Raw genomic sequence first — 13,286 nt, 5'->3', positions numbered from 1 at the left:
CACCGGCCGGGGCAGGAATCAGCCGGTTGAGAGTGCGCGGTACAGCAGATGCATCGCCACCGTCGTCGAGCGTTCCCGGACGTCGGCCCGCTCCCCCGGCAACCGGGTGGTCCGGGTGGTCATCCGGCCGTCCCCCAGCGCCACACAGAAACACACCGTGCCCACCGGCTTGTCCGGCGTTCCGCCGCCAGGCCCGGCAATGCCGGTGATCGCCACCGCGGTGTCGGCGCCGAAGCGGCGCAGTGCGCCCGCGGCCATGGCCTCGGCCACCGGCTCGGACACCGCTCCGTGTTCGGCGATCAATGCCGCGTCGACGCCGAGCAGTTCGATCTTGGCCTCGTTGGAGTAGGACACCACCCCGCCGGCCAAGTAGTTCGAGGCGCCCGGCGGGTCGGCCAGCCGGCCCGCCAGCAGGCCGGCGGTGCAGGATTCAGCGGTCGCAATCCGCCGGCCGGCCAACGACGCCGCCACCAGATCGTCGATCTGCCAACCGTCCTCGGAAAAGATGGCCCGGGAATGCCGTTCGCGAAGCAGTGCCAGCAATTGCTTGTAGGCGCCGGCGGCGTCCGGCTCGTAGCGGGTGACGATCTCCAGTTCGCCGCGGCGCAGGCAGGTGGTGATCTCCAGCCGGTGAAAGTCGCCGATGGCATCTTGCGCGTGCCGCAGCGTGTCGGCCAGACCGGATTCGGGCAAGCCGAACATCCGGATCATCTGCTGCTCGTAATGCGTCCGCCCGGCCAATGCCTCCTGGACCGCGGCCGTCTCGATTGCCTTGTGCCACATCGGTTGCAGCTCACGAGGCGGCCCCGGCAGCACCACGACCGTCGGCGTGCCGGGCACCACCAGGCCGGGCGCGGTGCCGACCGGGTCCAGGATCGTCGCGCCGGCCGGAACCATCGCCTGTTTGCGGTTGGCTGCTCGGACCGTCGCGAAATCCGGTGCGCCCGGACCGGTGTAGCGCGCCATCATCGGCTTGATGATGTCGGCGATCCGGGCTTCCAGTGCGTCGTCGAGCACGATGTCGCGGCCGCAGAACCGGGCGACGGTCTCGACCGTCAGGTCGTCGGCCGTCGGTCCCAGGCCGCCGCTGGTGATGATCAAGTTCACACCCTCGGCGGCCAGGAACCGCAGCTGACTCTCGATATCCCTGGGCCGGTCGCCACAGATCGTGATGTGCGCCAACTCGACTCCCAGTTCTAGGAGCCGGTCAGCCAACCACGGTCCGTTCCGGTCGGTCACACGTCCGGTGAGTACCTCGGTACCGGTGACGACGATTCCTGCGCGTGCGCTCACCGGTCCGAGATTACGCAGTCGGCGTCAGGGCAAGCCCGGAATCAGCATGACCTCCATCGGCGACGCCGGAGCAACCGGAACGGTCGGCAGGTAGCCGCTGGGCGCGAACGCCGTCGGCGCCGCAGCCACCGGTGCCGGACCACCGAAGTTCGGCATCGGGAACGGCAGCACCGAGCTCAGGCTGGCCGGAAGGTTCCCCAATCCGGGCAGGCCGGTGGCTGAGGCCTGCTGCTGCGGCATCGCGCTCGGCGAGGGCGGCACATTGAAGGTCGCGGTGGCCAGCGGCGACTGAGCGGGTGCCGCGGGCGGAGCGAAGGTGGTGCCGCTCAGCGCCGACGTGGTGGTCTGCAGCAACTGCTGCGGAATGCTCGTCGAGGACGCGACCATCTGCTCGACCACGCCGGGCAGCCCGGGGTTGATCGGCAGGGTGTCGGCGTTAGCGGTGGCGCTGGACGCCAGCGCCCCCAGGAACAGACCTGCAGCGGCTCCGGCCGCAACGGTCAGGTACTTACGAATGCGTGACATGGCTTCTCCCAATCCCAACAACAAGGTCGGAACCGAAGTTAGCCGTGTGAAAACTGTTGCCCGTGTGACACGAGGGGCGGTTATGCAACCGTTGCGAACCGGAGCCGCGGCAGTTACCGAGCCGGAGTCAGCGGGCCAACCAGCTCTGAACCTTCGCAAGTTCGGTGGTGTAAGTCAGCAGAACGGAGTCCTCGTAGTGAGCTCCGCCGTTGAGGATGTTGTTGTCGCGCCAAATGGCGTGAACGTGGTAGATGCCGCGGCTGTAGACATCGACACGCTCGCGCTGGGTACGCCGCCAGCCTTGCTGCTCTGCCTTTTCCGACAAGGCTTCCCGCGCGTCGGTCGCGGTGGTCTCACTGGTCATGAAGCCGACCCTCTTTTCGCATAGGCCGAACACGCTATCAGCTGCCCAGATACGTTCTCTTGTGGCGCGGTGCGTGACCACCCCGGGCCGCGCGGCGCCGACGTAATATCGACGGCGATGACCGCAGTACCGAGCGATCCGATCGCCGACGTCGCCAGGGTCGAATCGGGCGCGCGGATCGGGGCGTTCTTCGACCTGGACGGCACGTTGGTCTCCGGGTTCACCGCCACCGCGCATGCCGGCGACCGGATCCGTCGACGCCAAGCCCGTGCCGGTGAGGTGTTCGGCGTCGTCGAGGCCGCCGTGCGGTATCGCCTGGGTCGTATGCAATTCGAACGATTGCTGGTGCGGGCAGCGGGTTATCTGCGCGGCGAGTCCATCAGCGAACTCAACGAGGTCGGCGCACGACTGTTCGTCGACCACATCACGAGCCGGATCTACCCGCACATGCATCAGATCGTGCGGGCACATCAGCAGCGTGGCCACACCGTAGTGCTGAGCTCCTCGGCACTGACCATCCACGCCGAACCGGTGGCCCGGTTCTTGGGCATCCCGCAGGTGCTCTGCAATCGCTTCGAGCTGGACGAACGGGGCGTGCTCACCGGTGACATCGTCAAACCTGTGGTGTGGGGCGCGCAGAAGGCGGCCACCGTGCAGGATTTCTGCGCCGCTAACGGGATCGACCTCGCCCAGAGCTTCTTCTACGCTGACGGCGACGAGGACGCGGCCCTGATGGCGCTGGTCGGCCGACCCCGGCCGGTCAATCCCCGGCCCCGACTGGCAGCACTGGCTGCCCAGCACGGGTGGCCGGTGCTGCGCATCACCGGCCCGGGTCGCACCGGCGGGCGATCGTTGCGACGCGCCGCCGGTTTCGGGGTGGCGGTGCTGCGCGCATTTTCTACTCGCTGAGCTACCCGCTGCCCTAAGACACGATTGCCGGTAGTGTTAGGTTTCACCAGCACACCTAGGCCCGACTGGCCTCGTGATGCCGCGTCTGGTACTTAATTAGAACACGTTTCACTTCGATTCCACGCCCCGTGAAGGAGTCCGTCATGCACACTCCCCTCTGCGACGAACTCGGCATCGAGTTCCCGATCTTCGCCTTTACCCACTGTCGCGACGTTGTCGTCGCGGTGAGTAAGGCCGGTGGTTTCGGGGTGTTGGGCGCGGTGGGCTTTACCCCGGAGCAGCTCGAGATCGAGCTGAAGTGGATCGACGAGAACATCGGCGACCACCCGTACGGTGTCGACATCGTCATTCCGAACAAGTACGAGGGTATGGACTCCGGGCAGTCCGCCGAGGATCTGGCCGACTCGCTGCGCAAGCTGGTGCCCCAGCAGCACCTGGACTTCGGCAAGAAGCTGCTCGCCGACCACGGTGTGCCGGTCGAGGGCGCCGACGCGGACAGCCTGCAGTTGCTCGGCTGGACCGAGGCGACCGCCACTCCGCAGGTCGAGGTCGCGCTGCAGCACCCGAAGGTGACGATGATCGCCAACGCGCTCGGGACTCCCCCGGCGGACATGATCAAGCACATCCACGAGGCGGGCCGCAAGGTCGCCGCGCTGTGCGGCTCTGCCCGACAGGCACAGAAGCACGCCGCGGCCGGTGTGGACATCATCATCGCTCAGGGCGGCGAGGCGGGCGGCCACTGCGGCGAGGTGGGCTCGATCGTGCTGTGGCCCGAGGTCGTCAAGGCAGTCGCACCGGTACCGGTGCTGGCGGCGGGCGGCATCGGGAGCGGCCAGCAGATCGCGGCGGCCGTGGCATTGGGCGCGCAGGGCGCGTGGACCGGTTCGCAGTGGCTGATGGTCGAAGAGTCCTCGAACACGGAGGCCCAGCACGCGGCGTACATCAAGGCGGGCAGCCGCGACACCGTGCGCAGCCGCTCCTTCACCGGCAAGCCGGCCCGGATGCTGCGCAACGACTGGACCGAGGCCTGGGAAGCTCCGGAGAACCCGAAGCCGCTGGGAATGCCGCTGCAGTACATGGTCTCCGGTATGGCCGTGCGTGCGACGAACAAGTACCCGAACGAGAGCGTCGACGTCGCGTTCAACCCGGTCGGTCAGGTTGTCGGCCAGTTCACCAAGGTGGAGAAGACCGCGACCGTCATCGAGCGGTGGATTCAGGAGTACCTCGAGGCCACCGGCACCCTGGAAGCCCTCAACGAGGCATCGGGCGTCTGATCGGCTACCGCTCGGCGCCTCCAGACGTGCGCAGAAACGGTTGTGCGGCAACGGCGTAAAGGCCGAATACCGCGAACGGCGCCAGCAGCGGTAGCCAAGGAAGCTGCCACGGGAACGCCGTCGCGACTAACCCCGCGACGGTGAACCCGACCGCGAAGATCAACGTCGGAAGCGGCATCACACCGACGTGCCGCAGCGTAAGGTAGCCGACCGCGGCCAGACCGGCCACCGCCGCCGCGACGGTGGGCGGATCGGACAGGCCGATCGCGACGACCGCAAACAGCACCGCCATCGTCGCCGCGACTCGCCACCGGAGCCCGAGTAGCACCGTGCCGGCGGCCAGCAGCGCCGCAATCGTCGCCAGGCCCGAGGCGCCCGCACCGGCGACCGCTGCCATCGCCAGACCGCACAGACCCGACAGCGCCAGCGACAGCGGCGAGTCGACTCCGGACGACCGTGCCATCAACGCACCGTCGCGGGTCTGCGCCGCTGCGTCCCCAAGCGCATCGCCTGTTCGAGTGGCTGGCCATGTCGCGATACATGGCACTGCGCTGCAACGTCCAGATCCGGGCCACCAACGGATCCAGGTCGTTCTCGAACGGCGAGCCGCCCAGTACGTCGACCGCGAGCACCACGTGGCCCCGCTTACGCAGATCGGTCAGTGCCAGCGCGAATTCGGTGTCCAGCAGCGTGGAGAACGCGATGATCACCGCGCCCGCCGGGACCGCGGCCCGGGGTGCCAGCGTGCCGGTGGTCGACTCGACTTTGTCGCCGGCACCCAGAACAGCGTCGACGATGCGATAGAACTGGCGCTGCCCGATCTCCGCGCCGGTCCACCGCGGGTGGCGGCCACCAAGAATGACCACCCCGGCACGATCGCCATTGCGCAAGGCGGTCTGCACCACCTGCGCCGCGCCCAGGACCGACCGCTCGGTTGCCGCGGTCGCCGGGCCGGCAGGCTGCGGGTAGGCGTCGATCAGCACCACCACGTCGGCGCCGCGATCGGTCAACCGCTGGGTCACATGCAGGCTCCCGCGTCGTGCGCTGACCGGCCAATTCACCGAACGCAGCGGATCGCCGGCCACATAGGCGCGGATGTCGGCGTACTCCACCCCGCGGCCGGTATGCCGGGTCAGGTGGGTTCCGACCCGGTCGAGCAGGTCACTGTGCGGGACCGGCGTGGACTGCGGCGGCGCCAGCGGGAACACGGTGACCTCGGCGACGTCGACGGTTCCCGTCCCGACCAGCAGACCACCTCGGCCCACGGCACCCACGGTGACACGAATGGGATACCGGCCCCAGCGTCCGGCGATGGCAGTTACCGCTTTTCGGCACTCGGACGCGACGGTGGACTCAGCGATCTCGAGAGCAAGTGCCGGATGCGCCGACACCACCAGTCCCACTTCAGCCACATCGGAATCCGATGCCGTTGCGCCGACAGCCAATTCGACGGACTCGGCTTCGAAGCAGCGTTGCACCGCCGGTGTGGCGTATATCCGCAACGCGGCAACGGGTCGCTGACTGTCCAGCGAGCACAGCACTGCCAGCAATGGCGCGGCGAAGGCGATCAGCTGCCAGCGCGATGCGCCCACGGCCACCACTAGTGCCAGCGCGGCACCGCTGGCCACCGCCTTGGCGAATGCTGATGCCTGCCAATGCATGACGACGTCCATCTCGAACAGGTCGGGGTCTTGGGTCACGTCGGCGTCGCCTCCGGGGTGCGCGGCACCGGCAGCCGCCGCAGCAGCTCCTCCACCACATCGGCGCCCTGGACTCGGCGCACCCACATCTCCGGTCGTAGCGTGATCCGGTGTGCGATCGCCGACGTGGCCAAGGCTTTGACGTCCTCGGGGATCACGTAGTCGCGGCCGAGCAGCAGGGCGCGGGCACGAGCGAGCTGGACCAGATCGAGTTCCGACCGCGGGCTGGCCCCCACCGCCACCTGCGGGTGGCGCCGGGTTCCGGTGGCCAGCGACACCACGTAGCGCAGCACATCGTCATGCACACTGACCTGTTCCACCGATTCGCGCATCGCCACCAGGTCCTCGGCGTCGATCACCTTGTGCACCGTCGTTAAGGAGGCGCCGCGGTCCAGACGCCGGCGCAACATGGCCGCCTCGCCCTGCTCCGAGAGATAGCCCAGGCGCAGCCTGATCGCGAACCGATCCAGTTGCGCCTCCGGCAGCGGGTAGGTGCCCTCGTACTCGATCGGGTTGTCGGTGGCCAGCACGATGAACGGCGACGGCAAGCGATGCGTGTTGCCATCGATGCTGACCTGGCCTTCGGCCATCGCCTCCAGTAGGGCCGCCTGAGTCTTGGGCGGTGTCCGGTTGATCTCGTCGGCCAGCACCAGGTGGGTGAAGATCGGCCCGCGACGGAACTCGAAACGGCCCGAGGACATGTCGTAGACGGTCGTGCCGAGCAGGTCGGCGGGCAGCAGGTCCGGGGTGAACTGCACCCGGATGAAGTCCAGTCCGAGCGCGGCCGCGAACGACCGTGCGATCAAGGTCTTGCCCAGGCCCGGCAAGTCCTCGATGAGCACATGCCCGCCGGCGAGCACTGTGGTCAGAATGAGGGTGAGCGCGGACCGCTTGCCCACCACGGCTCGTTCGATCTCGTCGAGCACCGCGGTGCAGCGTTCCCCGGTGGTGGCCGCCGCGCCGGACAGCCCGGTGCTCATCGCTCCTCCATGCGGCACAGGATCTCCTCCAGCACAGCGCGTCCGGGGCCGGGCCCCCTGTCTCCGGTGGGCGCCACATTGCCCGGATCGACCCACGGCCACAGCTCGTCGCCGAACAACAACGCCCCGGTGGCACCGAACGCAGCGGGGTCCTTGGCCCTGCCCTGGCCGGTCGAGACCTCGTACCGTCGAGCCAGGATCGGCCGCCACCGCCGATCCCAATCTGCTCGGCTCGATTCCGACCAGCGAATTCTGGCTTCGGTTCCAGTCCGCCACCGGCGCAGGGCCTCCCCGGGCTCATCGGTAACCACCGGCTCGGCGGGTGGCCTCGAACCTCCGGTGGTCAGCAGACGCCGGATCCCGAATACCGGCAGGGCCGCCGCCCCGAGTAGCAGCTGACGCTGGTGGCTGCTCAGCGCCACCAGTTCAGCGCCGGCGATCAGCAGAACACCCTGCAGAGCAAGCGTTTTCATCGTGGATTCCGCAATTCGTCGAGAACCCGCCGCAGCGCGGCGATCGCATCGGCGCGATCGGACTCGGTCATCAGGTGGGCGCTGAAGCGCGCCTCGCTGAACAGCTCCACCAGCCGGGTCGCGTTGTCCGCGGGCAGCGCATGGTGTTCGACAGCTCGCGCCAGCACTTCGGTGGGGGTGTCGAAGGCACGCGGTGCGACATCGGAAACGGCTCCGAGGTGGTGTTCCATCACCGCGTAGCAGGCGATGATCGCCGCCCGTGGCTCACGACTGCGATCGACGATCCGGGACAGGCCGAGTTCCGCTGCCCGGACGAGATTTTCGCCGGCACTCGGCTCGCTCGCCGTCGTAGGTATCACGATCGCCTCGGGCGGTGTGGGATGCGGGCGCCGGGCGCGTGCGGCGACGACCGCGGTGGCGAACAGAGCCAGCAGCAGGGTTGCGACGGCCAGCAGATAGGCCGATGCGCCACCGGTCAATCCGCCGGGCGCCGCCGACGGCGGCGGCGACGGTGCGCCGGGTGTGCCCGGCGATGTCTGACCCGTCCCGGGCACCTCCGTCGGGATCTCGACACGGTGCCCGCCGCCGAGCTTGGCCAGCAGCAGAATCGTCAGCAGCCACAACGCCAGCGCCGCCACCCCGATCAGCACCGCGCGCCAGACCGGTCCTCCGCCCGCTCCAGCGGTCAGGGACAGCTGGCCGATGCTGCCGGCCCTCGCGCGTTGATGGCGGGTCCGGTGCACGACAGCGACCGCGATGATGGCACCGGAGACCGCCAACAGCGCCGCCAACACAATCGGTTCCACCGTGCCTGCGGCGCTGGTGCGGCGCGGCTCGGGCGCGGTGCCGGGAAGATACCCGCGAGTCGTGGCGCCGGCCGCGAACAACAGCACGATCAGGGCGATCACCCGCACGGTCGCCCTGTCGCTACCGGCCAGCACCGGAGCACCAGTTATCTGGGTTTCCCGCCGTCGCCGCGGCATTCCCCATACTGGCACGTCAGGGCGCAGAGCGGCCAGGATCGGTGGGACCGCTCTGCGGCGTTCAGGCCGGGCCGGTCACTCCGACTTCTCGTCGTGCCCGCCGAACTGCTTGCGCATGGCCGAGAGCACCTTCGCGCCGAACTCGAACAACTGGCGGGAGGCGAACCGCGCATACAGCGCGGTGGTGAGCACCGGAGCGGGGACGCCCTCGTCGATGGCGGCGATAACGGTCCACCGGCCCTCGCCGGAATCGGAGACCCGGCCGGCGAATTCCTCCAACGCCGGCGACTGCTGCAACGCGCTGGCGGTCAGATCCAGCAGCCAGGAACCGATCACGCTGCCCCGCCGCCAGACCTCGGTGACCTGCTCGATGTCGATGTCGTACTGATAGAACTCGGGATTGCTCAACGGCGCGGTTTCGGCATCACCCTGCTGATCCTGCTTGCCGATGTTGGCGTGGTGCAAGATGTTGAGCCCCTCGGCAATCGAGGCCATCATCCCGTACTCGATACCGTTGTGCACCATCTTCACGAAGTGCCCGGCCCCCGACGGGCCGCAGTACAGGTAACCGTTCTCGGCCTGCGAGATCTCGCCCTCGCGCCCCGGGGTGCGCGGGGCCGCGTTCACCCCCGGAGCCACGGTGGCGAAGATCGGCTCGACATGGTCGAACGCCGCCCGATCCCCGCCGACCATGAGGCAGTAACCCCGTTCGCGACCCCACACGCCGCCACTGGTACCGCAATCGAGCAGATGAATACCCTTGTCGGCCAATATCTTTGCGTGCGCGATGTCGTCGCGGTAATAGGAGTTTCCGCCGTCGATGACGATGTCGCCCGCCGACAGGGTGCCGGCTAGTTCTTCGATGACTCCCGTGGTGATGGCACCGGCGGGCACCATCACCCACACCACCCGCGGAGCGGACAGCTGCGCCGCGAGCTCGGCCAACGACGACACCCCCGTGGTGTTGGCCTCGGTGGCCAATGCGCTGACCGCGTCGGCGTTGTGGTCGTAGACGACGCATTCATGACCGCCGTCGACCATCCGCCGAACGAGATTGGCGCCCATTCGGCCCAGACCGATCATCCCCAGTTGCATGCTGCGCTGCTCCTTACCGTGAGCGGCCGTCGCCCGCTCGAAGCTAGCGCACCAGTCTGGGCAGAGCCTGACCGGCGGATGCGTCGGGCGCGGTTACCCGACCTGGGCGATCCCCGGTGGGAAGTAGGGGCCGATGCCTCCGGTGTAGATACCGGGCTGCCAGCCCCGCGCGCCCAGGCACAACAACGGCAGCCCGTCGGGTGATTGCGCGGCCGACTGCGGGTTCGGGCACGGCGAACCGATGTCCTGCACCCCGTAGAGCGGGTAGGAGATCACCCAGAACCCGGTCTCCTGGGGCGGCCACTGGTTGGCGATGAAGTGGCATGCCAGCGCTTGGCCGTTGGGGCCGTGGCCGTAGATGAAGCGCTCCCAGCTGTAGCAGGCATCGTGCTGGCGCTGGCCGTCGACCATACCCGGCACGTCACCCGGGTAGGCGCCGGCGGCCGGCGCGCCGGTAACTGCGGCTGCGCCCGCGGCGCCAGCGAGGACAACAGCTGCGGCTAGTTCGCGAATCATTCGTCAGAGACTAACGGGTGTTCGTCGCACGCCAGCGCGAATCCGGCGAAAGCCCGCGGGCCTGGCCCGCTAGAGTGCCGCGGGTGACCGGAACGCAGTGGCAGCTCGACGCATCACACGGCCAGCTACTGGTCCGCACCGGTGTGGCGGGGCGGGCGGCAAAGATGGGCCATCGGCTCACCATCGAGATGGAACGCTGGGACGCAACCGTGTCGTCGTCCGGCGGTCGGCCTACGGCCGTGGAGCTGACCGTCGAGGTGGACTCGCTGCGCGTATTGCGCGGCGACGGCGGAATGACGCCGCTGACCGCACCGGAGAAGGCGCTGATCCGCAGCAATGCACTCAAATGCCTGGACAGCAACAAGCATCGACTGATCCGGTTCGGATCCAGCGACGTCGAACCGACCGATGACGGCTATCGGCTGACCGGAGAGCTGGAGATCTGTGGCCGGCGCAAGCCGCACGTCATCGAGACTCGGGTGACCGGTCAACCAGACGGGTCCTGGCAGGTCGCCGGCGACAGCCGGGTGCTGCACAGCGACTTCGGTGTGCGGCGCTACTCGATGCTCATGGGAGCCATGCAAGTCGCCGACGAGGTGACGGTGTCCTTCTCGGGCGCCGTCTCGGCCGACGGAGCCTGATTCAGCGGCCGGGTAGGCCGTGGATGCGGTCGCGAACGCGTTGCAGCAGCGAGGGGGCGCCAGCTGGCGCCGATTCCTGCAGGTCCGGGCCGGCCGGCGGTGCGTCCCACAGCGAACCCAATTCGGTGGGCGCCTCCTCCGAGGTCTCGCTCGGGGGCGCGGGTGCGGCAGGCGGCGGCAGGGCCGGGGCGGCCGCCTGTGCTGGTGCGGCGGGCACCGCGACGCGCGCCACCGTCACGCGCTGAGGCGGAGCCGGATCCGGCCCTGTCCTGCTCGGGCCGAGCTGCAAGCTCAGCGCGGCCGCGACCGAGGCCACGAACGTCACCGATCCCGCCGTCAGCATCAGCAGGGCTCCGGCATAGGACAGTGACCGCACCCGGCGCCGGCCGAAGTTGCCGACCTCCACGCCGGCCGCGGGCGCCTCATGCGTCGCCCAGGCCAACTCGGCATGTGGAGCCAGGGCCTGGGCCGCCCCTGCTGCCAATGCCTGAAACACCCCGCCCAGGACGAAGACCGGTATCGAAAGCGCGGACTCCAAACGGCGCCCGAGCCGGTCCATGCCCCGCACCGATCCAGCCACCATGAGCATTTCCGGGCGCTGACCGACCGAAGCCACGGTGTCGCCCAGCCAGCCGGTCACATCGTCGAGGCAGCTGATCGGGCAGGCGGTGACGATCGATTCGGGCGAATCCGTCCGGTCAGACAGGACCAAGGTGGCCACATTGGCTTCGACGACACAGACCGCGACCGGTGCGTGTTGGGGGCCGATTCCGGTGGTCAGCGACATGGCGGCCTGGCTGTAGCGCACCGGAACCACGTGTTCGAAGTCGGCGGCCGCCAGCGACTCGAGCAGCAGCGCGGCGCCGACGGCCGCTTCATCGCTCCAGGTCACTGCCACGCCGTGCAGTCGTTCGCCGCGGGAGGCCAGCATGGTGCGTACCCGGCCAGCCACCGCCGCCGCTTGTGCCGCCAGATCTACCGCGTCGGGTCCGGCGTCGCCGGCAGCGACACCCACCTCTTCACCGATAACCGTCGGGCAGCTCAAGCCCCCGGCATCGGCCATGACCCAGCCGATGGTCGACGGCGTGATCGCCAGCCCCAGTACGGTGTCCAAAATCGCGTGCCCCAATCGTCCTGATCTGCAATGTCACCACGCCTGCTCACGGCCTTCACCGGGCCCGTGAACGGGATCGGCGGGGCTGGAGGAACGGACCGGGGACAGCTCAGGACCGTGTGGTCTTGTCGGCTTACCGGAGGGGAGCCTACGCGTGTCGTCACGCTTGTCCTAACCGGGTACCGGCCGGAAATCGGGTATGCTATGTGCGAGTCGGATCCTTTAGACGGCCGCTTGATTTGCAAATTGCGGCCGTTGCTGCTTGTAAGGGCCGATGCCGAAGTGGTGGCGCGCGTGGCGTCGCGATCGGAAGATTGAACGGTCCACAGCACGACGACAAGGGGCAGGAATGACAGACGTGAGCAAGGGATTGCGCTGGGCACGCCGACTTTTAGTCGGCGCGGTAGCTGCCGCAGCGCTGCCGGGCCTGATCGGCCTGACAGGTGGCGAGGCGACCGCATCGGCGTTCTCCCGGCCGGGTCTGCCGGTCGAGTACCTGCAGGTGCCTTCGGCAGGTATGGGGCGTGACATCAAGGTCCAGTTCCAGAGCGGTGGTTCGGGTTCCCCGGGCCTGTACCTGCTCGATGGCATGCGGGCCCAGGACGACTTCAACGGCTGGGACATCAACACCCCGGCCTTCGAGTGGTACTACCAGTCGGGCATCTCGGTGATCATGCCGGTCGGTGGCCAGTCCAGCTTCTACAGCGACTGGTACAAGCCGGCGTGCGGCAAGGCGGGCTGCTCCACCTACAAGTGGGAGACCTTCCTCACCAGCGAGCTGCCGGCCTACCTGGCTTCGGAGTACGGCGTGAGCCAGAGCCGCAACGCCGCGGTCGGCCTGTCGATGGCCGGTGCGTCGGCGCTGACGCTGGCGATCTACCACCCCAACCAGTTCACCTACGCCGGCTCGCTGTCGGGTTACATCAACCCCTCGGATGGCAAGAGCTGGATCGGTCTGGCCATGGGTGACGCCGGTGGCTACAAGAAGGAAGACATGTGGGGCCCGGACGACGACCCGGCCTGGTTGCGTAACGACCCGACGGTCAACGTCGCCAAGCTGGTCGCCAACAACACCCGCCTGTGGGTCTACTGCGGTAACGGTCGTCCGAACGAGTTGGGCGGCGACAACCTCCCCGCGACGTTCCTCGAGGGCAACTTCATGATCGGCCAGAACAAGAAGTTCCAGGACCTCTACATCGCCGCCGGTGGCAACAACGCGGTCTTCAACTTCCCGGACTACGGCACCCACAGCTGGGAGTACTGGGGCCAGCAGCTGCAGGCCATGAAGCCGGACCTGCAGAGCCACCTGGGCGCCAGCGGCGGCGGCAGCTAGGTCTGCACCGACCGCAGCGGTCTTATCACTGGGCCCCATCCGCTTCCGGGTGGGGCCCAGTGCTTTGTCCAGATAGGGTTACCGTG

Annotated in this window: 12 protein-coding genes and 2 pseudogenes; 4 read left to right on the top strand and 10 right to left on the bottom strand. The window is 68.3% G+C overall.

Annotation, left to right across the window (positions count from 1 at the left end; translation table 11 throughout):
* Window positions 1-18: 18 nt before the first annotated feature.
* From BN4346_RS29015 to BN4346_RS29005, 3 genes are all read right to left on the bottom strand, one after another.
* Complete coding sequence (locus BN4346_RS29015; protein WP_067969433.1) at window positions 19-1,293, bottom strand: competence/damage-inducible protein A; 1,275 nt, start codon at window positions 1,291-1,293, stop codon at window positions 19-21.
* Window positions 1,294-1,317: 24 nt separating this feature from the next.
* Complete coding sequence (locus BN4346_RS29010) at window positions 1,318-1,818, bottom strand: hypothetical protein (protein ID WP_067969430.1); 501 nt, start codon at window positions 1,816-1,818, stop codon at window positions 1,318-1,320.
* Window positions 1,819-1,945: 127 nt separating this feature from the next.
* Complete coding sequence (locus tag BN4346_RS29005; protein ID WP_067969422.1) at window positions 1,946-2,182, bottom strand: hypothetical protein; 237 nt, start codon at window positions 2,180-2,182, stop codon at window positions 1,946-1,948.
* Window positions 2,183-2,299: 117 nt separating this feature from the next.
* Here BN4346_RS29005 and BN4346_RS29000 point away from each other — a divergent pair, with 117 nt between their 5' ends.
* Window positions 2,300-3,091 (top strand): HAD family hydrolase, encoded by a 792-nt coding sequence (locus BN4346_RS29000; protein ID WP_067969420.1) that lies wholly within the window; start codon window positions 2,300-2,302, stop codon window positions 3,089-3,091.
* Window positions 3,092-3,234: 143 nt separating this feature from the next.
* Window positions 3,235-4,365 carry a nitronate monooxygenase gene (locus BN4346_RS28995; RefSeq protein WP_067969955.1) on the top strand — a complete coding sequence of 377 codons (1,131 nt, stop codon included), beginning with the start codon at window positions 3,235-3,237 and terminating at the stop codon, window positions 4,363-4,365.
* Window positions 4,366-4,886: 521 nt separating this feature from the next.
* On the opposite strand, the pseudogene BN4346_RS28985 reads toward BN4346_RS28995, so the two are convergent.
* The 6 genes and pseudogenes from BN4346_RS28985 to BN4346_RS28960 all read right to left on the bottom strand — a co-directional run.
* Window positions 4,887-6,038: pseudogene (locus tag BN4346_RS28985) on the bottom strand (DUF58 domain-containing protein); the annotation flags it as partial.
* 23 nt (window positions 6,039-6,061) lie between these two features.
* A complete protein-coding gene (locus tag BN4346_RS28980) occupies window positions 6,062-7,045 on the bottom strand; it encodes an AAA family ATPase (RefSeq protein WP_096867470.1) in 984 nt (327 codons plus the stop codon).
* Complete coding sequence (locus BN4346_RS28975) at window positions 7,042-7,518, bottom strand: hypothetical protein (protein WP_067969411.1); 477 nt, start codon at window positions 7,516-7,518, stop codon at window positions 7,042-7,044. The genes BN4346_RS28980 and BN4346_RS28975 overlap by 4 nt, the downstream gene beginning before the upstream one ends.
* Window positions 7,515-8,459, bottom strand: coding sequence for a DUF4129 domain-containing protein (locus BN4346_RS28970; protein WP_235653553.1), 945 nt, complete (start codon window positions 8,457-8,459; stop codon window positions 7,515-7,517). Before BN4346_RS28970 ends, BN4346_RS28975 begins: the two co-directional genes overlap by 4 nt.
* Window positions 8,460-8,576: 117 nt before the next feature.
* Window positions 8,577-9,623, bottom strand: a pseudogene (gnd, locus tag BN4346_RS28965) (phosphogluconate dehydrogenase (NAD(+)-dependent, decarboxylating)); the annotation flags it as partial.
* Between the two features lie 66 nt (window positions 9,624-9,689).
* Window positions 9,690-10,112: a hypothetical protein gene (locus tag BN4346_RS28960; RefSeq protein ID WP_067969402.1), complete on the bottom strand. Its 423-nt coding sequence runs from the start codon at window positions 10,110-10,112 to the stop codon at window positions 9,690-9,692.
* A gap of 83 nt (window positions 10,113-10,195) precedes the next feature.
* On the opposite strand from BN4346_RS28960, the gene BN4346_RS28955 reads away from it, so the two are divergent.
* Window positions 10,196-10,753: a YceI family protein gene (locus tag BN4346_RS28955; protein ID WP_067969950.1), complete on the top strand. Its 558-nt coding sequence runs from the start codon at window positions 10,196-10,198 to the stop codon at window positions 10,751-10,753.
* Between the two features lies 1 nt (window position 10,754).
* On the opposite strand, the gene BN4346_RS28950 is transcribed toward BN4346_RS28955, so the two are convergent.
* Entirely contained in the window at window positions 10,755-11,882 is a 1,128-nt protein-coding gene (locus tag BN4346_RS28950; RefSeq protein ID WP_067969400.1) for a hypothetical protein, read from the bottom strand.
* A 334-nt stretch (window positions 11,883-12,216) separates the two neighbouring features.
* Between BN4346_RS28950 and BN4346_RS28945 the strand changes: the two genes are divergently transcribed.
* Window positions 12,217-13,200, top strand: coding sequence for an esterase family protein (locus BN4346_RS28945; RefSeq protein ID WP_067969397.1), 984 nt, complete (start codon window positions 12,217-12,219; stop codon window positions 13,198-13,200).
* Window positions 13,201-13,286 lie beyond the last annotated feature (86 nt).

Source organism: Mycolicibacter icosiumassiliensis, assembly GCF_900078685.2.
In the GTDB taxonomy this organism is placed as follows: Bacteria; Actinomycetota; Actinomycetes; order Mycobacteriales; family Mycobacteriaceae; genus Mycobacterium; species Mycobacterium icosiumassiliensis.
The sequence above is the reverse complement of the archived record's forward strand: the minus strand, read 5'-3'. Positions and strand labels throughout refer to the sequence as shown.

Bases quoted from the DNA above. Each gene is read 5' to 3' on its own strand.
- BN4346_RS29010 (WP_067969430.1), bottom strand. From the start codon at position 1,818: ATGTCACGCATTCGTAAGTACCTGACCGTTGCGGCCGGAGCCGCTGCA.
- BN4346_RS29005 (WP_067969422.1), bottom strand. From the start codon at position 2,182: ATGACCAGTGAGACCACCGCGACCGACGCGCGGGAAGCCTTGTCGGAA.
- BN4346_RS29000 (WP_067969420.1), top strand. From the start codon at position 2,300: ATGACCGCAGTACCGAGCGATCCGATCGCCGACGTCGCCAGGGTCGAA.
- BN4346_RS28995 (WP_067969955.1), top strand. From the start codon at position 3,235: ATGCACACTCCCCTCTGCGACGAACTCGGCATCGAGTTCCCGATCTTC.
- BN4346_RS28980 (WP_096867470.1), bottom strand. From the start codon at position 7,045: ATGAGCACCGGGCTGTCCGGCGCGGCGGCCACCACCGGGGAACGCTGC.
- BN4346_RS28975 (WP_067969411.1), bottom strand. From the start codon at position 7,518: ATGAAAACGCTTGCTCTGCAGGGTGTTCTGCTGATCGCCGGCGCTGAA.
- BN4346_RS28960 (WP_067969402.1), bottom strand. From the start codon at position 10,112: ATGATTCGCGAACTAGCCGCAGCTGTTGTCCTCGCTGGCGCCGCGGGC.
- BN4346_RS28945 (WP_067969397.1), top strand. From the start codon at position 12,217: ATGACAGACGTGAGCAAGGGATTGCGCTGGGCACGCCGACTTTTAGTC.